Source organism: Bacillus sp. F2HM (genome assembly GCF_019266135.1).
In the GTDB taxonomy this organism is placed as follows: Bacteria; Bacillota; Bacilli; order Bacillales; family Bacillaceae; genus Bacillus; species Bacillus safensis.
On the sequence record NZ_LRMO01000009.1, the window covers coordinates 25,873 to 44,312 of the forward strand.

The 18,440-nt window shown below is 41.1% G+C and carries 24 protein-coding genes; 4 read left to right on the top strand and 20 right to left on the bottom strand.

Annotated elements, in window-relative coordinates; genetic code table 11:
- The 14 genes from AWT60_RS05300 to AWT60_RS05365 all read right to left on the bottom strand — a co-directional run bounded on the left by AWT60_RS05300 (position 1) and on the right by AWT60_RS05365 (position 8,815).
- The gene (locus AWT60_RS05300) at positions 1 to 498 is read right to left on the bottom strand and encodes an HK97 gp10 family phage protein (protein ID WP_041107586.1); all 498 of its coding nucleotides are present in this window, start codon (positions 496 to 498) and stop codon (positions 1 to 3) included.
- Positions 495 to 851 carry a YqbH/XkdH family protein gene (locus tag AWT60_RS05305; RefSeq protein WP_041107588.1) on the bottom strand — a complete coding sequence of 119 codons (357 nt, stop codon included), beginning with the start codon at positions 849 to 851 and terminating at the stop codon, positions 495 to 497. The genes AWT60_RS05300 and AWT60_RS05305 overlap by 4 nt, the downstream gene beginning before the upstream one ends.
- Positions 848 to 1,231 (bottom strand): protein YqbG, encoded by a 384-nt coding sequence (yqbG, locus tag AWT60_RS05310; RefSeq protein WP_041107590.1) that lies wholly within the window; start codon positions 1,229 to 1,231, stop codon positions 848 to 850. Before yqbG ends, AWT60_RS05305 begins: the two co-directional genes overlap by 4 nt.
- Positions 1,232 to 1,244: 13 nt before the next feature.
- On the bottom strand, positions 1,245 to 2,168 hold the full coding sequence (locus tag AWT60_RS05315; protein ID WP_024425904.1) for a phage major capsid protein: 924 nt from the start codon (positions 2,166 to 2,168) through the stop codon (positions 1,245 to 1,247).
- Between the two features lie 22 nt (positions 2,169 to 2,190).
- On the bottom strand, positions 2,191 to 3,279 hold the full coding sequence (locus tag AWT60_RS05320; protein WP_041107592.1) for an XkdF-like putative serine protease domain-containing protein: 1,089 nt from the start codon (positions 3,277 to 3,279) through the stop codon (positions 2,191 to 2,193).
- A 38-nt stretch (positions 3,280 to 3,317) separates the two neighbouring features.
- Positions 3,318 to 4,775, bottom strand: coding sequence for a phage portal protein (locus AWT60_RS05325; RefSeq protein WP_218677001.1), 1,458 nt, complete (start codon positions 4,773 to 4,775; stop codon positions 3,318 to 3,320).
- Entirely contained in the window at positions 4,772 to 6,073 is a 1,302-nt protein-coding gene (locus tag AWT60_RS05330; RefSeq protein WP_163115067.1) for a PBSX family phage terminase large subunit, read from the bottom strand. The genes AWT60_RS05325 and AWT60_RS05330 overlap by 4 nt, the downstream gene beginning before the upstream one ends.
- A gap of 8 nt (positions 6,074 to 6,081) precedes the next feature.
- On the bottom strand, positions 6,082 to 6,726 hold the full coding sequence (gene terS / locus AWT60_RS05335; RefSeq protein WP_076839883.1) for a phage terminase small subunit: 645 nt from the start codon (positions 6,724 to 6,726) through the stop codon (positions 6,082 to 6,084).
- A 152-nt stretch (positions 6,727 to 6,878) separates the two neighbouring features.
- Entirely contained in the window at positions 6,879 to 7,397 is a 519-nt protein-coding gene (locus AWT60_RS05340; protein WP_024423267.1) for a sigma-70 family RNA polymerase sigma factor, read from the bottom strand.
- A gap of 130 nt (positions 7,398 to 7,527) precedes the next feature.
- Positions 7,528 to 7,734, bottom strand: a complete 207-nt coding sequence (locus tag AWT60_RS05345) for an XtrA/YqaO family protein (protein ID WP_024423268.1) — start codon at positions 7,732 to 7,734, stop codon at positions 7,528 to 7,530.
- Positions 7,731 to 8,132 carry a RusA family crossover junction endodeoxyribonuclease gene (locus AWT60_RS05350; RefSeq protein WP_034624557.1) on the bottom strand — a complete coding sequence of 134 codons (402 nt, stop codon included), beginning with the start codon at positions 8,130 to 8,132 and terminating at the stop codon, positions 7,731 to 7,733. The genes AWT60_RS05345 and AWT60_RS05350 overlap by 4 nt, the downstream gene beginning before the upstream one ends.
- A 50-nt stretch (positions 8,133 to 8,182) precedes the next feature.
- A complete protein-coding gene (locus AWT60_RS05355) occupies positions 8,183 to 8,425 on the bottom strand; it encodes a hypothetical protein (protein ID WP_029706250.1) in 243 nt (80 codons plus the stop codon).
- On the bottom strand, positions 8,403 to 8,555 hold the full coding sequence (locus AWT60_RS05360) for a hypothetical protein (RefSeq protein WP_162860191.1): 153 nt from the start codon (positions 8,553 to 8,555) through the stop codon (positions 8,403 to 8,405). Before AWT60_RS05360 ends, AWT60_RS05355 begins: the two co-directional genes overlap by 23 nt.
- The gene (locus tag AWT60_RS05365; RefSeq protein ID WP_076839884.1) at positions 8,552 to 8,815 is read right to left on the bottom strand and encodes a helix-turn-helix transcriptional regulator; all 264 of its coding nucleotides are present in this window, start codon (positions 8,813 to 8,815) and stop codon (positions 8,552 to 8,554) included. Before AWT60_RS05365 ends, AWT60_RS05360 begins: the two co-directional genes overlap by 4 nt.
- A gap of 159 nt (positions 8,816 to 8,974) precedes the next feature.
- Between AWT60_RS05365 and AWT60_RS05370 the strand changes: the two genes are divergently transcribed.
- From AWT60_RS05370 to bioB, 3 genes are all read left to right on the top strand, one after another.
- On the top strand, positions 8,975 to 9,352 hold the full coding sequence (locus AWT60_RS05370; RefSeq protein WP_076839886.1) for a helix-turn-helix domain-containing protein: 378 nt from the start codon (positions 8,975 to 8,977) through the stop codon (positions 9,350 to 9,352).
- A gap of 217 nt (positions 9,353 to 9,569) precedes the next feature.
- Entirely contained in the window at positions 9,570 to 9,920 is a 351-nt protein-coding gene (locus AWT60_RS05375; RefSeq protein ID WP_076839887.1) for a hypothetical protein, read from the top strand.
- Positions 9,921 to 10,071: 151 nt separating this feature from the next.
- Positions 10,072 to 11,067 (top strand): biotin synthase BioB, encoded by a 996-nt coding sequence (gene bioB, locus AWT60_RS05380; RefSeq protein ID WP_041107600.1) that lies wholly within the window; start codon positions 10,072 to 10,074, stop codon positions 11,065 to 11,067.
- A gap of 35 nt (positions 11,068 to 11,102) precedes the next feature.
- Here bioB and AWT60_RS05385 read toward each other — a convergent pair whose 3' ends face one another.
- The 4 genes from AWT60_RS05385 to AWT60_RS05400 all read right to left on the bottom strand — a co-directional run bounded on the left by AWT60_RS05385 (position 11,103) and on the right by AWT60_RS05400 (position 14,308).
- The gene (locus AWT60_RS05385) at positions 11,103 to 11,576 is read right to left on the bottom strand and encodes a hypothetical protein (RefSeq protein ID WP_024423274.1); all 474 of its coding nucleotides are present in this window, start codon (positions 11,574 to 11,576) and stop codon (positions 11,103 to 11,105) included.
- Positions 11,577 to 11,746: 170 nt separating this feature from the next.
- Entirely contained in the window at positions 11,747 to 12,580 is an 834-nt protein-coding gene (locus AWT60_RS05390) for an undecaprenyl-diphosphate phosphatase (protein WP_218677002.1), read from the bottom strand.
- 127 nt (positions 12,581 to 12,707) lie between these two features.
- On the bottom strand, positions 12,708 to 13,850 hold the full coding sequence (locus AWT60_RS05395) for an AI-2E family transporter (protein ID WP_024423275.1): 1,143 nt from the start codon (positions 13,848 to 13,850) through the stop codon (positions 12,708 to 12,710).
- A 65-nt stretch (positions 13,851 to 13,915) separates the two neighbouring features.
- Positions 13,916 to 14,308, bottom strand: coding sequence for a DoxX family protein (locus AWT60_RS05400; RefSeq protein WP_024423276.1), 393 nt, complete (start codon positions 14,306 to 14,308; stop codon positions 13,916 to 13,918).
- A 197-nt stretch (positions 14,309 to 14,505) separates the two neighbouring features.
- Between AWT60_RS05400 and AWT60_RS05405 the strand changes: the two genes are divergently transcribed.
- Positions 14,506 to 15,498, top strand: a complete 993-nt coding sequence (locus AWT60_RS05405; RefSeq protein WP_163114966.1) for a Gfo/Idh/MocA family protein — start codon at positions 14,506 to 14,508, stop codon at positions 15,496 to 15,498.
- 74 nt (positions 15,499 to 15,572) lie between these two features.
- Here AWT60_RS05405 and AWT60_RS05410 read toward each other — a convergent pair whose 3' ends face one another.
- Together AWT60_RS05410 and AWT60_RS18805 are read right to left on the bottom strand one after the other, a co-directional pair.
- Positions 15,573 to 16,097: a type 1 glutamine amidotransferase domain-containing protein gene (locus AWT60_RS05410; protein ID WP_076839891.1), complete on the bottom strand. Its 525-nt coding sequence runs from the start codon at positions 16,095 to 16,097 to the stop codon at positions 15,573 to 15,575.
- 90 nt (positions 16,098 to 16,187) lie between these two features.
- On the bottom strand, positions 16,188 to 18,179 hold the full coding sequence (locus AWT60_RS18805) for a methyl-accepting chemotaxis protein (protein ID WP_218677003.1): 1,992 nt from the start codon (positions 18,177 to 18,179) through the stop codon (positions 16,188 to 16,190).
- Between the last annotated feature and the right edge of the window lie 261 nt (positions 18,180 to 18,440).

The window sequence follows — 18,440 nt, forward strand, 5'->3', positions numbered from 1 at the left end:
TCACCTCCCAAAATGTCGATCGAACCAGCTTTGCAGCTTTCGATCCAGCGACTGTTCAAACATTTGCTCATAGAGCATGACAGCATGATCCCAGTAGCCATTGCCATCAATCCATTGAGAGGCAAGCATCATTCCTGTACTTGCATTCGGATCATATTCAAAGCGGCTGCCAGTCCATCTGCCAGGCACCCATCTTCGCTCTCCACTTGAAGAAGTGGCATGTCCGTCATTGACATAGGAGGCATATTCAAGCTGCGTTCCCACCTCAAGTGTGAGGCCGCCTTTTGAAATGAGAAAATGATTCTCCTTATCGCCTTGTGTAAAGGATCTAAGAAGCCGGCCTGTATCAACAGCATTCTCCTTGATTAATTCATCCTGAATGATGTCTAAAAACTGCAGGCCCATGTCCTCCAGCCAATCTTGATATTCTGCCTTTAAGCCGCCATCACACGCTGTCCGCAGCTGCGAAATCAACCGGTCAAGTCCATCAATTTTCATAGATTTTCCTTCCTGACTGCTATCACTTCGATGTGATGATTTTTCACTTTTTTAGGCTGCTGTAATTTGAGTGACACGCCATTCCACACTATTTTGTCATGCAAGCGAATATCACTTGCTAAAGGAAAATGGACAAGATAGGATTGATAAATGACTGTATTCGGCTCTTCTTGCACAAGTGACTGGTTCTTTTCTATGACATAACAAGCAAGATCGGTCAAGCTGGGAGTATCAGGATAGGAAAGTGTTATTTGTAAATCATCAGCTGGAATTCCAAATTTTCCGCGGGCGGAATCCTGCTGTTCAAGATGAAAAAGATCACAGCGATCTGTTAATAGAGATTGATAGCTCATAATGACCTCACCTTTAACTTGGCACTGCCGCCGGTCAATGTTGGTTCAATGTAATCTACAAGCAGGGCATATACATAGGGTCTGACTTTGACTTGATCAGCTGCCTTCGCATATGAATAATCGCCCATTTTCTCTGACGTAAAGCCTTTCATCATAGATTCATCATCATTCAGCATGGCAAAATATTGGGCCATTTTTAATAATGCGATTCTTGCTTTTTCAGGGAGGGGCTGATATTTTTCGTTTGAGAAATCGTGACCTACGATCTGAAATACCGCAGCTTCTGCTTCGATAATATCTGCTGTCAGTCTTTCCACAGATCGATTTTTCACACGATCAAATACAGAATAGGCTTGCAGTTCTTCAGCAGAAATGATCATGGCCTGCCGTCACCTACTCTTTCACTTTCATCACTTTTGCTACAGCATCCTCTTCCTCAAATTTACTGTCTAGCTTCGCTGTGAGGACAATAATAAATTTACGGCTGCGAATATCTTTTTCTACTTCAATTCGAATATTACGAGAGAAACCTACGATAATATTTTTAGGGTGTGTCAGCAAAATATCTGATACGTCTGTTCCCGCTTCGTCATATGGCTGCATATTGGCAAGACCTTTGACCGGCACACCAAATGCAGAAGAAAGTCCGCCTTGAATGGCCGCATCTCCAAGGCCTGTCTGACGGTTTGCTACTTGATCCTTCCATTCAACTTCTAAGCTTGGGGATGTGTAGAAACGGAAATCCTGAGGTACACGTAAATATTTTGATGGCATCGCTTTATAAGCTTGCTTAAACATCTGGCGGCTGATTTCCGCTCCGTTTGCATCTACGATATGAGAGACTGCTTGTTTTCTCACGCCATCCATTTGAGCTAAAAATGGATCTGCAGAAGTCGTATCGCCATTGACGATGAGCTCTTCAATGTCAACGGCTGCTCGTTCAGCGAGCATTTGCATAATTGTCTGCTGAATTCCGTCTTTCTCAATATTGTTTTCAATGCTGTCATAGGTCATATGAATCTCTGCGATGACCTCTTTCGCATTTAGCTGGACAGTGCTTGTCGCTGGGACAACACGGTCTTTCGCATCAAGTGCTTTGCCTTCTTCTGCTGGGCGCAAAATACGCTGGCCAAAGCCGATTTTTTCGATTTTTTGTGAATCACTTTCCATTGGAATGATACGTGCATCATTTAAAACGGTTGGTGTATTTTGCATCATTCTAATGAATGTGTTGGATTGGGTTGCGTTCATGAGACCGCCGGTTTTTAAGCTGGCAAGTGTCATTTCGGCCTTGCGAATCAACTCTTGATTTCTCACACTGTTTCCTCCTTATTTAGGCTTATAGTAAGCCATCCCATATGGGCTTTGTACTGTCGTTTTGTGTATCGTGGATTGTTTGTTTTGACAAACCGCGCGCTTTTTCAAGCATGTGAATCCGCTCTGAAATAGGCAAAAGCTGCTGCTGAAGCACTTGCTCAAGCGCTGCTTTTTCTCTGCTGGCTGATTTCTCTAAGGAAGAAAGCTGATGACGAATCGGTGCAACGACTTGCTCAAGCACCTTTTGGACAGGTTCTTCCTCTGTTTGATCTGTTTCCTGCTGTTCTGCCTGCTGTAAGACGTTTTCAATGGCCATTTTTGCTTTTTCAAGCTCTTGTACTTGCTCCGTCGTCAAAGCGGCATCTTGTTTTTGTACGGAGGCTGGCCTTTCACCAATCGTTTGAAGCACATCCTCTGTCTTCAAAATGTCCTGCACGATTGGCAGCAATTGCTCAAGCGCTGCTCTTACGACCGTCTCATCACCATCACTTGACTGTAAGGCTTCCAGCAGATGGTCTAAAACGCTCCAAAATTGTTGTGACATGTTTGCACCTTCCTCTTTCAAAAAGAAATTTTTCAGCAAAGAAAAAAGCCCTCTCTCATTTGTGCTTTGAGATAGGAGCTGATCTTGTTCTTCTATTGCTACGATGTCCGCCGTTCCAGCCATTGAATACCCTGTAATGTGGCCTTTCTGAATTTGATCCCAAATCTCTTGGGAAGCCTTTGTTACAAGTACCCAAGATCCTTTTCGAATCAGCTCACCGCCTACCTCAAAATCAGCGGGGGCAATGTATGATTCAACAACCTCGCCCACACCATGTTGAAAATCATGCTGCTTGTCAATGTGACGAGCATCCTTCATAAAACCATGTGCCGCTCTTTCAATTTCTGTTGCAGACATAAAGTCTTGGTGTGCATCAGGTGTATTCGGTTCATACACGACACCATACACAAGGCGATGAGCATCTTCTGCCTTTGTCAGCACACTAACCTCCTTTTGAAAGTCAGGCTGGCTTTTCTTTGCCTTCATCAAAAAGAATTTCTTTTTGTTTGCGGCTCTGTCCACATAGGAAACATGCGTAATTTTTGCGTTTTTTAATTCTCTTGGCATATGTTCACCCCCTTTCAAAAAAGCGCATGCGCTTCGGTTTATTTCTTCAGCTGATTCGTCTCTCGTTGAGGCTGTTGCTCGGCTGATGTCATGCGGCTTTCTAAAGGTCTGTGATAGAGATCCTCCGGCCATTCCTCTAACGGTTTCCCAAGGATACGTCCCGCTAGATCTCGCAAATCGTTTGGTGACACTGCCCCAGCCTGAATAAACGGTGTCAGAACCTTGGCAATCTCTAATGGATCTCTAAAGTCAGGTCCATTTAATAGGAAACGAACGTGCCAAATATCAAGATCCGGCAGGAAAAGGGTATTGAGTTTTCCTGTGATGAGATGCCGTTCAGGCTGAAATACCTGTTCTTCTGTTGTTTTCCGCGCCGTATCGGCTGTCGCTTTGTTATAGTCTTGAGACTCACCTGTGTAAATAGGCGGCAGGCGAAAAGCAGAGCGGATCTTGTTTCTTGTTTTTTCATCGTATTCTAAAAAGAGTGCATCTTCTTGCAAGATCTCTGCCAGAGATTTGAAGTTCACTTTGACATTTGAGACATCTTCTTCTCCAGTTAACCCTTTTTCCGTCGGGAGACCTTCGACTTCAAGCAAGAGAAACTTATGTGCATGATCAGAGCCTTCAATATCGTCCATATAATCCTGAAGCTGCTGATAGGAAGACTCAGACAGCATTCCATTTTCGACAATGATGGCTCCAGGTACATGCCGCCCTTGTTTAAAATAAAGGTAGTTCAGCTCTTCTGCCTTGCGTGCTCCATACATATTGACGATGTTGCCAATCCAGCGGGGAATTCCATACGTTCCACTGCCGATTTTAAAATGAATCACTTCTGTTGCGCGCAGCGGCTCTGGGGTGGTGTCATCGTATTTGCCTGTTTCACAATGTAAAATGCGCGGATCACCATACTCCTTGAAGAAGACTTTCTTTTCATTGATCACCTGCACATATTTACGGAATCGTTTCTTTCGATTCATTGTTTTCACTTCGCCGTTTTCTGTATACCGGAATTCAACGTCAACTGGCTCACTAAGCTTGCAAATACGGATATGGAGCGCATCTAAATACTCGATTCCTGCCGGCTTTCCCTGACCATCTCGGAGAACCTCTAAAAAACCATTCCCCGTTTTCTCCCGGTCTTCGATGACATAGCCAAGAACCACATCAGCAGACTCATCATAGTTCATGTATTTCGTAAACTCTTCAAGTCTTGTCCATTCCTTCTCTGCTGCCTTCTTTTTTGCCGGTTTCACACCTTCTGCATTAAAGTCAAAGGCGTATTCAACACCAAAACCAAAGCCTAAAATATTGGTCTTATACGCATCAATACATTGCTGAAGAATGGTTGAATATTCTGCCATGCTTTTTAATTCATTGATATTGTAAGGCGGGGGAACAATGTCATCCTTTTCGTAGGAAAATTCATCTGCATACATTTGTTTTGTATGATCAGACATGTTTGCCTTCATAATGGTAGCTTTCAATTGTTTCATTGTATGGACCTCCTCTCTCTGTTTGGACGGACACGCTCCGAGGCGGTCTGTTTCAAATCTGTCACTTCATAATCATCCAGCGCATACCAGATGGCTGATAAAGTGTGCGGATCGATTTGAAATTCATCTTCCTCTAGACGTCCATCCTTATCTGCCTTATAGGTTAGTGATTGAAGTTCATAGATGGTATATGGACAAGCATCAGAACAAATAATTTTCTTAAACCGTTTGATTTTTTTTGTATACTGCAAACGTGAGCCTTGGAACTTATGTGCCGCTACCATTTGAAAGCCGCGCTGCCGAAAATAGTGAATGGTTTTAGGTTCGGCTGCGTCAGCTTTAATCTTTTCCTTTGATTCAATGAACTCTTTCAAGTCAAGGGCTGTTTCATCATCTGTTTTCCCGCGGTCGTAATATTCCCAATAAATATATAAGTACTTTTTTTCATGATCGACAGCTAACCGAATGAGCGCATTGTATGATTCAACAAATCCAAAATCCATGCCTGCTCGTTTCAGCGGTCTGTCAATCTGCTGAATGGCTTCTAATACATCAGAATGGCTTCTCACCTCAAATTGAGGAAAAACCTTTGTGCCATTAATGCCGAAATACCCCTTCCTCGCAATGCGATAGAGATCTGGATCATACTCTTTCAGCTCATCCAGCTGCTTCACGTAGCTTTTAGGAAGGAATAGGTTATCTTCCGCCGTGGAGTGATGGTAATACGTATCCTTGATGACAACGGTTCGCTTTTTGTATAATGTTTCGTCATCTAAAACAAATCGCTTCAGCTGTTCATCTCGAAAAAAATGTCTGTACGTCCAATTATCCTGACCAACAGGATTCGTCGATAACATCATATAAAGCGGTAAAGATGGATGCCTCAGCCTTCCAAGCAGCTCTTTAAAACCTTCATAAGAAACCTCTGAACATTCCTCAATCCAAATGATCGAGATGTTGTTGATCGATTTCAATTTTTCAGGCTTGTCCAGTCCTTTAAATAAGATGCTGCTGCCGTTTCGAAACGTTAGTGCAAGCGGCGAACTTCGGCACTTTACCACATGGTCGATGCCGAGGTCGCTGACGATTTCTTGTAATAAAGAAAAGGTTGATTCGCGGTGCGTATCATACACCTCTCGAATGACAAGTGCTGTCCGCTTTTCTTCCAGCAGCTTTAAGACAAGCTTTAAAGCAATGTGATAGCTTTTAGAGGAGCCATAGCCCCCTACTAAAAATTGAAACTTTTGATTCCAATCGAATAGAAAGTGTTCAAAATGAGGATTGACTTCTTTTTCAATCAATGGCGTCATGAGTCGTCCTCTTTTCGCTTGATCATGATTTGAAGATCTTCCTCTTTTTCTTCACGCACTGCTTTTTTCGTTTTTTCAATCGTCAGTTCAATTTGCTTCAGCCTTAATCTTCGTTCATCCTTCGCATGTGCGAGCTCTTCAAACTGTTTTATTAGACGTCTGAGTTCACCCATTGCACGGGATTGTGCATTCAAAAACGTCGCATGCCGATCCCATGAAAATTGAAACGAGTATTCTTCTGAGGTCATGTCTAGTTCTGTCTGAATACCTTCGCCTGTTTCTTCTAATGAAGAAGGCATGTATGCCGCCTTTTTCAGCTCTTTGATCATGTCCTCTTGATCTGCTACATACATGATTCGCTGCGCACGAATAATGGCTGCATATTGAATTTGAATTTGGTCCCAGATTAAATCAAGCGATGTGCGTCCATCCATTTTCTCCATGATTTCAATTGTTTCATCTGAAAGAAATTGATTGAAAATCGAGTGTGCTTGCTTTGACGAAGTTTTTTGTCTTTGCCATCCGTATCGTCTTTTCCACGATTTGACGGTATGGATCGAGACATTGTAATGATCAGCAATTTGCTGGTACGTCATCCCTTTCATATAATCCTGCTTGGCCTCTATCCGTTTATCTTTCATTTACATTCACCTGCCGCCTCCTTTTAATTCGAATGGTTCCCTCTGAAGGAATCATTTGTGTAGGGCTAGCAAACATTCGTTTGGTCTTTCTAACTATAGGTGGCAACTGTAAGACAAGCTTTAGCTGATTTATTTTTGAACAGAAAAAACACCTATTCAGCAGCTCTGAATAGGCGTTCTTGTACTTTTTTGGACATCTTCGTCCGCGCTCTTTCCATATGTTTTTGGACAGTTCCTTTTTTGACATCCAGCATAACCGCAATCTCGCTAAACGATAATCCTTGTGTTGTGTGCATAAAGAACACGTCCTTTTCTCGATCTGTTAAAACAGACAAAGCTTCATCAATTCGTCTTTTGTCTCTCTCACTGACTTCTCTTTCTTTCTCTTGAATAAGGGTATATTCATGTGATAAAGCCTCTAACACTTCTGGATTTGCGAGAATGGTACGCTGATAGACTGAACGTCTGTCCAATCCTCTGCGCGCACCTGGCTCTCTTCCGATTTGAAGCCATTCTACTACGTATTCCAGATCGCTTACCATACTGGCGATCATTTTTTTATCATGCTTGTCTTGAACGGACAGCTGATGTTCTTCTTTTTCTTTAAATGGTTCATATTGTTTTCTAGCATTCTTTAAAGCTCTTTTATATTCAATGAGTAAATCTTGCATATTGGCTCTCTCCCTTTTTTAAGAAAATAAAAAACGGACACCAATCAAGTCCCCTTTTAGCAGGGTCTTGATCAGTGTCCGCAGGCTTTCCGTCTTGGACATAATATTGTGCTTTGATGTGTTCAGTCAGTTAACTGATTTTAAAACCAATCTCGTGATCTACTCTTGCAAAATGACCTTTTGCCGTTTGAATAATGGTTTTTCCATGTTCAGGTACATCCATTTTATAAGCCGTTCCTACATTCCCATCTAACACGATGACTTGAATTTTTCCTTTTTCCATCTCACCGACAAAGGTTTGGTTTTCTTGAATGAATAGTTGTTTTGGCTCGTTCATATGCTTGTCTCCTTTTTTGGTGATGGCCTCGTGCCACCACCTACCGTATTGATAATGATTTCAACTCTTGGACACATACTATAAAACTGAGAAACTCTTAAATCGACCATCTGCAGAGGAACTTCATCGGCTATAGAATGAAGTGCTTCTTGAATATGCTGTAGATTCGGCTGAAAGATGCTGACGTGTACCGGGCGTATCAACCCTTTTTCTGCGTATGTACGCTTTTTTTGGCAGTCAGCTATGTCAAACGGCATGTGATCAAATAAACGAATTTCAAGTGATAGTGCGCCTTTTAATTTTTGCGGGCATTGCCCTTTTGCAGCTGATCGTATTCTTTTCATCAATGTCTCTTTTGTTAACAAATGCTCATGTTCAATGATTAAATGGATGACCATGTTATGATCTCCCGTCATCCTTTGACCACTGGCGAATGTCTTGTTCGTTTTTACTCGCTTTGAGCAAGCATTTCAAAAATGTCATGATTTGCTTCCATCGTTTCACGTTGCCCTGATTCCTCCTTTTTTGTATCATCGACCTTAGCTTCCAGGAGGGTCATATATGTCTCTTTCTCTTCTGCTGTGGCAAAAACAAACATCGGTTTCTGACGATGAAAGGCGATCCAGCCGCCAGCTTGGTCTAAACAAAGCTGTGCTTCTTTTCTAGCATCAAACGTCAGCTGATGTCTCATCTTCTTCAGCTCCCTCCAAGCTGTCCTCAATTTCTGTTTGGTATCCATATCGTTTCATGTCATATAACCAATAGCTTTTTGGATAACCAAAGTCACTCATCTGAGTCACCATTGGATGTTCAATATTCATTCTGCTCGTCTCCCCTTTTCTAAGAACCGATCTTCTCTTAAAGAATTACTCTTTCCGTGTAACTTTTGGCCAAAAAAAAGCTCTTGAACCCCGGTATTCAGCAGATCTGCAATATGCTTTGCTATTTCTAAGCTAGGCTTTGTTCTGCCCATTTCGATATTCGCATAGCCGCTTGTGTACTTATATCCCAATTTTTTCGCCATATAGGTTTGTGTTTTTCCTTGCAATATGCGCTCTTCTCGTAAATTTTCAAGTTTCATCTTTCCACCTCTTACTCAATATGTGTAAGTTATATTCATTATGATAATATACACGAAACGAGTAAGTCAATCATATTTTTATTCTTTTTGTGTATTTATTTATCTTTTCCGTGTAATTCATGATAAAATTTACTCATAACATGAAAAAAGGTGTTTCTGATGGATAATTTGACTGGGAAGATTCTAACTGAATTAAGAGAGAAGCATGGATGGAGCAAGTCAACAGTTGCTAAAAAACTCGGATTAAAGGCAATGTCCACTTATGCAAACTGGGAATACGGCTTGAGAAAACCCGACGGTGAAATGATTGTGAAAATTGCCGAGTTATATGGGGTCTCAACCGATTATCTTCTCACAGGTAAGGACAGAGGCAGGCCCGATGACGATCTTGCAGACGATCCTGATTTGCAAATTGCGTTTAAAGCAGCCTCAGATTTTTCCGAAGAAGCACGAAGACAAACCATCGATTTTATTAACTACATTAGAGAGAAAGAGAAGCAAAAAGGTCGTCAGCCAAAAAAGCGAGACGACCATTGATCATCTCTTTTCATCTGCTTTACGCTGGGACGAACCCAGCTTTTTTTATACCTCTTTTTCCCTTAAAAAAGAAATAGCATATGAATAAAAAATCATGTCTTTTCCAACAAATATGTGACAATTTTCTCCATAATTACTCTTTTTTTCATATATTTTAATTGACAAATAATTCTATTATTATTAATATATGTATATATCAAAAAAAGGAGTGTTATCGATGAAAAAATTCATGAAAATCTGTACATTGTCTGTAGCTGCTGTAGGTGCTCTTACGTTCTCTCAAACTGAAGGTGCTCATGCAGCTGCACAGCCAAAAGAACCAGTCATAGCAAAAGCTCCTATTATGAATAAAGTAATTACGGTGAACCGTACACTTTCTGTAGGTTCTTCAATCGCCGTCTCTCTTCCAGCAAGCCAAATTTCTGTGTCGGGTGCAACGTATGCGATTCAATTAGATCAAACAGCTCCAAACTTCACTTGGATTCGCGCTGTACAACGCGGTTCTGTGACAGTTTCCTACTATAATTCACTAGGCGAGCTTGTGATTAACTATATTACTGTTCGATAAGCAATCTAGCTTTACATATCTAAAGGCGATGACATGAAGTCATCGCCTTTTGGTGTTTAGAGTTGGTTTCATCTGAATCATGATTGCCAACATCCGCCCAATATGTTAACTTTTAATAAAAATAGGTTAACATATTAAGGGGGCATTAATGATGAGAGAGCAGCTGTCTTTGTCTTGGGAAGCAATAGCGGAGAAGGCGATGAAAAATGAACCGATCACGGTGCAAGAGGGTCTAGACATTCTTGAAGCTGACGATAGAGAATTGTTACCTATTATGCATGCAGCCTATCAAGTGCGATTTCATTTTTTTCAAAAAAAGGTGAAATTAAATATGATTTTTAACGCAAAAAGTGGATATTGCCCTGAGAACTGTGGATATTGTTCACAGTCGATGATTTCAAAAGCACCAGTTGAAAGATATACAATGCTTGATCAAAAGACCATTGTAGCTGGTGCGCGTGAAGCTCTCAAAAGAAAAGCCGGGACTTATTGTATTGTGGCAAGCGGGAGAGCGCCTTCTCATAGGGAATTAGATGAAGTCACAGCAGCAGTCAAGGAGATCACTGAAACGATGCCTTTGAAGGTGTGTGCCTGTCTTGGGTTATTAAATGAAGAAAAAGCGAAGCGGCTGAAGGAAGCGGGTGTTCATCGGTATAATCACAATATCAATACACATCATGATCATCATGCTCATATTACGACAACTCATACATACGATGACCGCGTGTCGACCATTGAGCAGGTCAAACAGTCTGGCATGTCACCTTGCTCAGGGGTCATTATTGGAATGGGTGAAACCAATCAGCAAATCGTTGAAATGGCTTTTGCGCTAAGAGCACTTGATGCGGATTCAATTCCAGTCAACTTTCTTCATGCCATCGAAGGAACACCGCTTGAGCATCAAAAACGAACACACCCGATCAAAGCATTGAAAGTGCTGGCAATGATGAGATTTGTCAACCCAACAAAAGAAATTCGGGTATCCGGAGGCAGAGAGTTTAATTTACGGACACTCCAGCCGCTCGCACTTTATGCCGCAAATTCCATTTTTGTTGGTGATTATTTAACAACAAAAGGCCAGCAAGTCCAAACGGATCATCACATCATTGAAGATTTAGGGTTTGAAATAGAAGAATGTGCGTTATAAAAAAAGTCTGCCGATTCTCCGGCAGACTTTTAAGATTAGAATCTTTTATGAAAATCGACAGTTCCGCTTCCATCTTCTCGGTCAAAGCTGCCAACAAACGTCCAGTTAATATATCCACCGTCTCCATTATTGACAAACGTACCATCTTCAAATACCCAAATACCAAACGTAATACCATCATATTCAACACTATCATAGTAGACAACATTGTTCAGACCGCTAAAGTCGTGGTCTTGGCTTAAGTTTTGGACAACTACGTTGTAGTTTTGACCTGCTTCATAGAACGCACTGTATGCAGCATTTTTTACGAATCCATCACGATTTTGAGATGACTTTACTGCTTGTTCAATTTTATCGGCAATGGCTACTGGATCAATTGAGACACTTCCATCAACACCTGTTGTTGTAGCAGCTTCAGCCGTTTGACCAAAAGTCGTAAGAGATAGAGGGGCAGCAATCATTGACGTAGCGATGACAGAACCAACAAACATTTTGCTTGTTTTTCTCATTATTTCTAACTCCTCCTTTAATTGGTATGTTTATGTACTACCCCTTTATCTGTCTCTTAAACACTAATTTATGAAAAAAATTCTTATTCTACCAATTAAGAGGGTATTTTTACTGTTTAATTAGGTGGGATAACAAAAAAACTACTCTTATAAAAGAGTAGTTTACAGTATTACATGAACAGGATAAATAAAATCACACCTAGGATAATTCGGTATATCGCAAAAGGCACCAGTTTGATTTTATTGATCAGTTTTAGGAAGAATCGAACAACAAAGAGAGCCACAACAAACGCACTCACAAAGCCGACGATAAAGAATGGCAGCATGTCAGGTGTTAAATATTCGGCATTTTTCACAAGGGTTAACAAGCTTGCTCCTGCCATAATCGGCATCGCCATGATAAATGTAAAGTCTGCCGCAGCACGGTGATTCAAACCAAGAATAACCCCGCCTGCGATCGTCGAACCTGAGCGCGAGAAGCCTGGCCATAATGCTAAACATTGAAACAGTCCAATATAAAGTGCTTGTCTGTACGTCATGTTATCGACAGAGCTTGTTTCTATTTTCCGTTTATTGATCCAGTCAGCGACAAGCATTAGAACTGCCCCTAAAATCAAACCGACAGCGACCGTTCTGACGTCAAATAAGTATTTATCAATATAATCTTCAAATAGGAATCCTAAAATGACGGCTGGAACAAGTCCAACTGCAATTTGGGCGATGGTCAGTTTATGCCCGCTGCGCTTTTGCTCTTCGGTGATATTTTTCTTTAAGCCCAATAAGTTTAAAATACGATCTTTAAACACGATCATGACAGCTAAAATTGAGCCTAACTGAATCACGACTTTAAATGTGTTGGCCGCTTCGGGCGTAATAATTTCCTTTGATTTTAACCAAAGATCATCGACAATAATCATGTGACCTGTAGATGAAACAGGTGCGTACTCTGTTAATCCTTCGACAATTCCTAAAACCAGTGCCACGAATAAATCCCATAGATTCATGATTTTCTTTCCTTTCAATTCTGATCTTTTGAACACGCCAAACATCTATGTCCACATAAAGACAAGCTTCCTTCATCGAAAGCTCGTCTTTATGATACTATATTTTTTTCAAAAAAAGATTATGACATCAAACCTTTTCTTCTTTATACAAATTGGACCGCATTTTGAACCAATCAAATAAGTGAGTCGTGATGACCTTCAGAACGGCATACGTCGGAATAGCGACAATGATGCCGACCACGTTGAACAATTTACCAGCTGTTAATATAACAAAAATAATCGTAATAGGATGAATATGAAGGTTTTTCCCCATCACCTGAGGAGAAATGAATTTCCCTTCAACTAGCTGAACCACTGTCCAGACTATAATGAGTTTTAACAGCATTACTGGTGACGTCACAAGTGCAATCACAATCGCTGGTGTAATCGCAATTGTTGGACCAAGGTAAGGCACTATGCTTGTACATGCAGCAATGATAGCAAGCAACAGCGCATAGTCAAGTCCAATGATCATATAACCGATTAACAGAAGAACACCGATACAGAAGCTGACAATGATCTGTCCGCGAATATACGAGCTCAGACGGTGGTTCATTTCGTGAAGCATGATATGTGTATGTTCCCTCATTTTACTTGGGAAAAATTTCAATAGATAGTCAGGCAGCTTTTTGCCGTCTTTTAATAGATAAAACAGAATAAACGGCACAGTCACGATCGAGATGATGACTTCTGTGAGCGCCCCTAAGAATGTTCCTACACCGGTAAAGGTGCTTTCCAAAATCTTCGTCGCTTGACTAGATGCTTTACTTACCAATTCAGACACGTTAAAGTTCATCGAGTTTTGCACTTGATTAATAAAGTTACTTCCTGTTAATTGTCTAATTTGATCTTCTACCGTATCGACGTATTTCGGAAGATTATGAAATAGACTCATGGTTTGAGCTTGTAAAAAAGGAATAATGGACACGATGGTCACTGTAATAATCCCAATAATGACAATATATAAAAGCAAAATGGAATAAATTCGCTTGATTCTTGCTTTCTCTAACAAGTTGACAATTGGATTTAATAAATAATACACGACCCCCGTTAAAATAATCGGTAAGGCAATGGTTTTGACGAGTACAATGAGCGGTGTGAAAATAAATGATGTTTTCATGAAAACAAGGATATTCAATCCAATTAATAACAGGACGAGTAAAAAGAGAACAAACTTGTTATCAAGAAAAAATTTTCTAAATCGACTGCTCCACATTTGCATAGAGTTCATATCGTTCCTCCAAACACGGGCTATTTTATGAGTAAATTGTACACTACTTGATCATGATATGGTGATCATTGTTTCAGCTTTTTTTCCCATTTTGCAATAGACATCACCCATACAATGAGAATCGGCTGTCCAATAAGCCTTATCCATAGCAAGGCTTGTTCTGTATTTTCTTGACCTGGAAATGGTATTCCCTCACGAGCAGCAAATAAGTTTGCAGGGAAAATGAGTACAAGATAGACAGCAATGGATTTTGCCGCTGTAATCCTGACATTTGGCAAAAGCAGCAGCACGGCCAGCAGCCATTCAAAACATGCAGTCGCATAGACCATTACATATGGAAATGGCCAGCCTGGCATCATGCGGGCAAAGCCGCTCGGCTCTATCACATGAAAAATACCAGCCGCTATAAATAAAAGCGCAAAGATGTATGTACTTCCTATATGCAGGACGCGCTTCATGTTTCCTCCTCTCCCTTCTATCCTGAGTATTACCCGAAGAAGGAAGAAACTACCCACTTTTCGTACATTTATATCCTTTATGTAAGACGTTTCAGCCTATATAAAGGTTTCATCCGCTTATCAATAAAAAGAATATTCTTTCATACAAACGCTTTCAAAGCATGTATAATCAGAGAAAAGCAGAAGGAGGGAATCACATGATTCGATTTGCTGTCATCGGAACGAACTGGATTACAGATCGGTTCTTACAAGCTGGTGAAGAACTAGCTGATTTTACATGTACAGCCGTCTATTCACGGTCCGCTGAAAAAGGACAGGCCTTTGCCGAAAAATATGGGATTGATACGGTTTTTACGAACTTACAACAAATGGCGGAAAGTGATACGTTTGATGCCGTGTATATTGCGAGTCCAAATGCCCTTCATAAAGAGCAAGCCATGTTGATGATGGAGCATCAAAAGCATGTTTTATGCGAAAAACCATTCGCCTCTCATCGAAAAGAAGTGGAAGAAATGATTGCCGCAGCGAAAAAACATCACGTTTGTTTGATGGAAGCGATGAAAACGACATTTCTGCCTAACTTCCTTCAAATCAAACAGCATCTTGATCAGCTTGGACCTATCAGGCAAGTGGTCGCGCATTACTGTAAATATTCTTCAAGATACGATGCCTATCGAAGCGGCGAGCTTCCAAATGCCTTTAAGCCTGAGCTATCCAATGGTTCTTTAATGGATATCGGGGTGTACCTCGTTTACCCAGTCATATACTTATTTGGTCTGCCGAATCAAATCACCGCGAGAGGCTATAAGCTTTCTTCTGGTGTGGATGGGAACGGTTCAGTCCTTTTACAGTATGACGGGCATCAAGCACTTCTTTTTCATTCTAAAATTTCAACGTCTCATTTATCGGCTGAAATTCAAGGCGAGGATGCCACGATGGTGATTGATCAATTCCACCGTCCGTCACAAATTACGATACATGGCCGTGACGGACATCAAACTGACATCTCTCTCAAAGATGATCAGCCAGCTATGTCTTATGAAATGAATCATTTTATTGAGTGTATTCAGCAGGGAATGGGGCAGTCTCCGGTCAATACATTTGCCTTATCTGTTCAAACCATGTCCGTCATGGACGAAGCGAGAAGACAAATGGGCGTGATGTATCCTGCCGACAGACAAAATGTATAGGGCATGAAATGATGAACAAAGGGCGAAATTATTTTTTTGTTCGCCCTTTGTTTTTTACGTTTCGTGTCAGTCATTTATTTTGCCGCTAACACATCCGCAAATGCTTTTACATACGGCGGAAGGTCTGGCGGGCGTCTGCTGGAGATGAGATGGCCATCTGTGACGACTGCCTCATCGAACCAGTCCGCACCAGCATTGGTCATATCATCTTTAATACCAGGTGTACTTGTCACTTGTCTGCCTTTCAGGATTCCTGCTGATATCAGCACCCAGCCGGCATGACAAATCTGCCCGATTGGTTTTTCCTTTGCATCAAATGTACGGACGATGTCTAATACTTCTGGATAACGGCGCAGTTTATCAGGCGCCCATCCACCAGGGACTAGCACAGCATCATAATCATCAGCTTGAATGGAATAAAAATCTGCATCGGATACCGCCGGCACACCATACTTCCCGATGTACTCATGATTTGCTTTTTCACCTACAAGATGGACAGTTGCTCCCTCTTCTCTTAATCGCAGAACCGGATACCACAGCTCTAAATCTTCAAAATCATCGCTGACAAACGCAATGACCTTCTTATCTGATAAACGCATACTATCTCTCCTCTTCTTTCGATTTCCTCTATTGTACGAGATGTCCTCTTAAAAAGAAAAGCGGTTCCCCTTGAGGAGAACCACTTAACCTTATTCACTGATCTTGAATTTTTTAATTAAATCACGTAATTCTTCCGCCATTTGGGAAAGAGTTGTGGATGAAGAACTAATCTCTTCCATTGAAGCAAGCTGCTCTTCAGCAGATGCTGCGATATCTTGGATGCTTGCTGAACTCTCTCTTGATACATCTGCAATTTCATTCACTGCTTTAGAAATTTGCTCAGAGCCTTTCGACAGCTCGCGCACCGTTGTATTCATTTCATTAATTCTTACTGCGATTTCCGCTGTTTGTTCATTTATTTGTGAGAAGCTTTCTTTCGTTTGATCTGTAATTGTAAGACCATTCTTCACTTCTTCATTCACTGCTTTGAACATATTTTGAGATGTTTCAATTTCAGTGACGATTTCATTCACAAGCTTTTCAATCTCTTTTGCTGAATCCGATGATTGAACCGCTAGTTTACGCACTTCTTCGGCAACAACAGAGAATCCTCTGCCTGACTCGCCTGCGCGTGCTGCTTCAATGGCGGCATTTAGTGCAAGTAAATTCGTTTGATCCGCAATACCGTTAATCACGCCTAAGATGTTTGTGATATCTTTTGATTTATGCTCTAGCCCGTTGATCACGCCTTCAGCTTCTTTCACTGAATGGTCAATCGTCTTCATTTGGCCAACAGTTTGCTCCACAAGCTGTCCGCCTGTTTCCGCAACTGTTTTTGATTGAATAGATGACGCTGTGATGACATCAGACGTTTCGGCAACTTCGTTCAGTCCTTCATTCATTTGTTTTAAATGAGCCGCGCTTTGTTCCACCATTTCGCTTTGATTTTCGTTGCCGTTTGAGAATGTTTCAATAGATGATGTAATATGTTCGGTTGCTTTTGTTGTTTGACCTGCGCTTGCCGTCAGTTCTTCAGATGATGAAGCGACATTCTCAACAGATGTTTGTACAGCTTGAATGACGTCTCTTAGGGACTCACTCATTTCATTAAAGCTTGTGCCAAGCTGTCCAATTTCATCTTTTGAGCGGACATCAATTTTTTCTGTCAAATCTCCCTGACTGATCTTCTTCGAAGAAGAGACAAGAGTGGAAAGTGGTTTTGTAATGGAACGGATGATAAAGAAGATTAGAATCCCGCCAATGATAAGCGCGCCGGCTAAAATGATGGCAGCCATGTTAAAGACTGGCTGTGCAGCTTCTTCTACTTCACTGACAAACATCGTCCCGACAATCTTCCAGCCAGTCGCCTTGTTTGTGGTGAACTCCATTTGCTTTTCTTTTCCTTCAAACATATAGCTCATAGCTCCGTTATCTTGTGAATACAGTTTTTCTAACCATTCACCACCAGATATTTTTGTTCCCGCTTTTTTATTTGGATGCGCCACATATGTACGATCTGGACTTCCAATAAAGGCATAGCCATGTTTCCCAATATTAATGCTATTGGACTCTTTAACAAGATTCGCAATGTCTAGGTTCATCGCGATGACGCCTGATCCATCCTCTAATTTTTTAGAGATGGTCACCACAAGTGTACCGGTTGAAGCCGTTGCATATGGTGCTGAAACAGACAGCTCACCGTTTTTCGCCCAGCCGTCTTTATACCAATCACGCTCAGTTGCGACATAATCGGCAGGCATTTTTTGATTAGGATATCTTGAAAACACTTTGCCATCACTTGAAGCAACAAAAATGCCTTCTGTGTCATCATTCATACTCATGAACTGCTCAAAGCGTCCTTGAATATCGGTCGTTCCTTTTTGCTTGAGCTTTTTCTCCGTGATCCATTTGCTAAAGAAATCGGCTGCGTCTGTTTTCACTTTTACAACCTTCGTAATATTTTTATCTAGCTGCTCTACGTTTTCCTTTGCACTTTGCATAATTTGATCATTTAAGGAGGTGCTTGCCGTATGGTATGAAGAGAATGCCAATACGATGATTGGGCATAAAAGAATAAATAAGAAAGAGAATACAAGCTTTTTTGAAATAGATGGCTTTCTGAAATACTGTATGAATTTCATAAAAAAGAAAACTCCTTTTAGTAAGATAGTATATATATCGGAAGTACTACTAGGTTGTTTACTTTTTTAACTTATTAAAGTCTAAATAAGTCCAAATTACCCAATTTATATGCATCAAATGGAAAAACACCTGACGTTTTGGCGTCAGGTGCTTAAGATTGTTGAGGGCTAAACTGTTCTTGATTTTAGCCCTTTGTCTTTTCAGTGTGATAGAAAACCTTTGCAGCCCTAGGAAGGGCGAGCACCGGAACGGAGCGAATT

What these genes read in the sequence shown, in the direction of transcription:
- AWT60_RS05300 (WP_041107586.1), bottom strand. Translation starts at nt 498, where the DNA reads ATGAAAATTGATGGACTTGACCGGTTGATTTCGCAGCTGCGGACAGCG.
- AWT60_RS05305 (WP_041107588.1), bottom strand. Translation starts at nt 851, where the DNA reads ATGAGCTATCAATCTCTATTAACAGATCGCTGTGATCTTTTTCATCTT.
- yqbG (WP_041107590.1), bottom strand. Translation starts at nt 1,231, where the DNA reads ATGATCATTTCTGCTGAAGAACTGCAAGCCTATTCTGTATTTGATCGT.
- AWT60_RS05320 (WP_041107592.1), bottom strand. Translation starts at nt 3,279, where the DNA reads ATGCCAAGAGAATTAAAAAACGCAAAAATTACGCATGTTTCCTATGTG.
- AWT60_RS05325 (WP_218677001.1), bottom strand. Translation starts at nt 4,775, where the DNA reads ATGAAACAATTGAAAGCTACCATTATGAAGGCAAACATGTCTGATCAT.
- terS (WP_076839883.1), bottom strand. Translation starts at nt 6,726, where the DNA reads ATGAAAGATAAACGGATAGAGGCCAAGCAGGATTATATGAAAGGGATG.
- AWT60_RS05340 (WP_024423267.1), bottom strand. Translation starts at nt 7,397, where the DNA reads ATGCAAGATTTACTCATTGAATATAAAAGAGCTTTAAAGAATGCTAGA.
- AWT60_RS05345 (WP_024423268.1), bottom strand. Translation starts at nt 7,734, where the DNA reads ATGAACGAGCCAAAACAACTATTCATTCAAGAAAACCAAACCTTTGTC.
- AWT60_RS05350 (WP_034624557.1), bottom strand. Translation starts at nt 8,132, where the DNA reads ATGGTCATCCATTTAATCATTGAACATGAGCATTTGTTAACAAAAGAG.
- AWT60_RS05355 (WP_029706250.1), bottom strand. Translation starts at nt 8,425, where the DNA reads ATGAGACATCAGCTGACGTTTGATGCTAGAAAAGAAGCACAGCTTTGT.
- AWT60_RS05360 (WP_162860191.1), bottom strand. Translation starts at nt 8,555, where the DNA reads ATGAATATTGAACATCCAATGGTGACTCAGATGAGTGACTTTGGTTAT.
- AWT60_RS05365 (WP_076839884.1), bottom strand. Translation starts at nt 8,815, where the DNA reads ATGAAACTTGAAAATTTACGAGAAGAGCGCATATTGCAAGGAAAAACA.
- AWT60_RS05370 (WP_076839886.1), top strand. Translation starts at nt 8,975, where the DNA reads ATGGATAATTTGACTGGGAAGATTCTAACTGAATTAAGAGAGAAGCAT.
- AWT60_RS05375 (WP_076839887.1), top strand. Translation starts at nt 9,570, where the DNA reads ATGAAAAAATTCATGAAAATCTGTACATTGTCTGTAGCTGCTGTAGGT.
- bioB (WP_041107600.1), top strand. Translation starts at nt 10,072, where the DNA reads ATGAGAGAGCAGCTGTCTTTGTCTTGGGAAGCAATAGCGGAGAAGGCG.
- AWT60_RS05385 (WP_024423274.1), bottom strand. Translation starts at nt 11,576, where the DNA reads ATGAGAAAAACAAGCAAAATGTTTGTTGGTTCTGTCATCGCTACGTCA.
- AWT60_RS05390 (WP_218677002.1), bottom strand. Translation starts at nt 12,580, where the DNA reads ATGAATCTATGGGATTTATTCGTGGCACTGGTTTTAGGAATTGTCGAA.
- AWT60_RS05395 (WP_024423275.1), bottom strand. Translation starts at nt 13,850, where the DNA reads ATGAACTCTATGCAAATGTGGAGCAGTCGATTTAGAAAATTTTTTCTT.
- AWT60_RS05400 (WP_024423276.1), bottom strand. Translation starts at nt 14,308, where the DNA reads ATGAAGCGCGTCCTGCATATAGGAAGTACATACATCTTTGCGCTTTTA.
- AWT60_RS05405 (WP_163114966.1), top strand. Translation starts at nt 14,506, where the DNA reads ATGATTCGATTTGCTGTCATCGGAACGAACTGGATTACAGATCGGTTC.
- AWT60_RS05410 (WP_076839891.1), bottom strand. Translation starts at nt 16,097, where the DNA reads ATGCGTTTATCAGATAAGAAGGTCATTGCGTTTGTCAGCGATGATTTT.
- AWT60_RS18805 (WP_218677003.1), bottom strand. Translation starts at nt 18,179, where the DNA reads ATGAAATTCATACAGTATTTCAGAAAGCCATCTATTTCAAAAAAGCTT.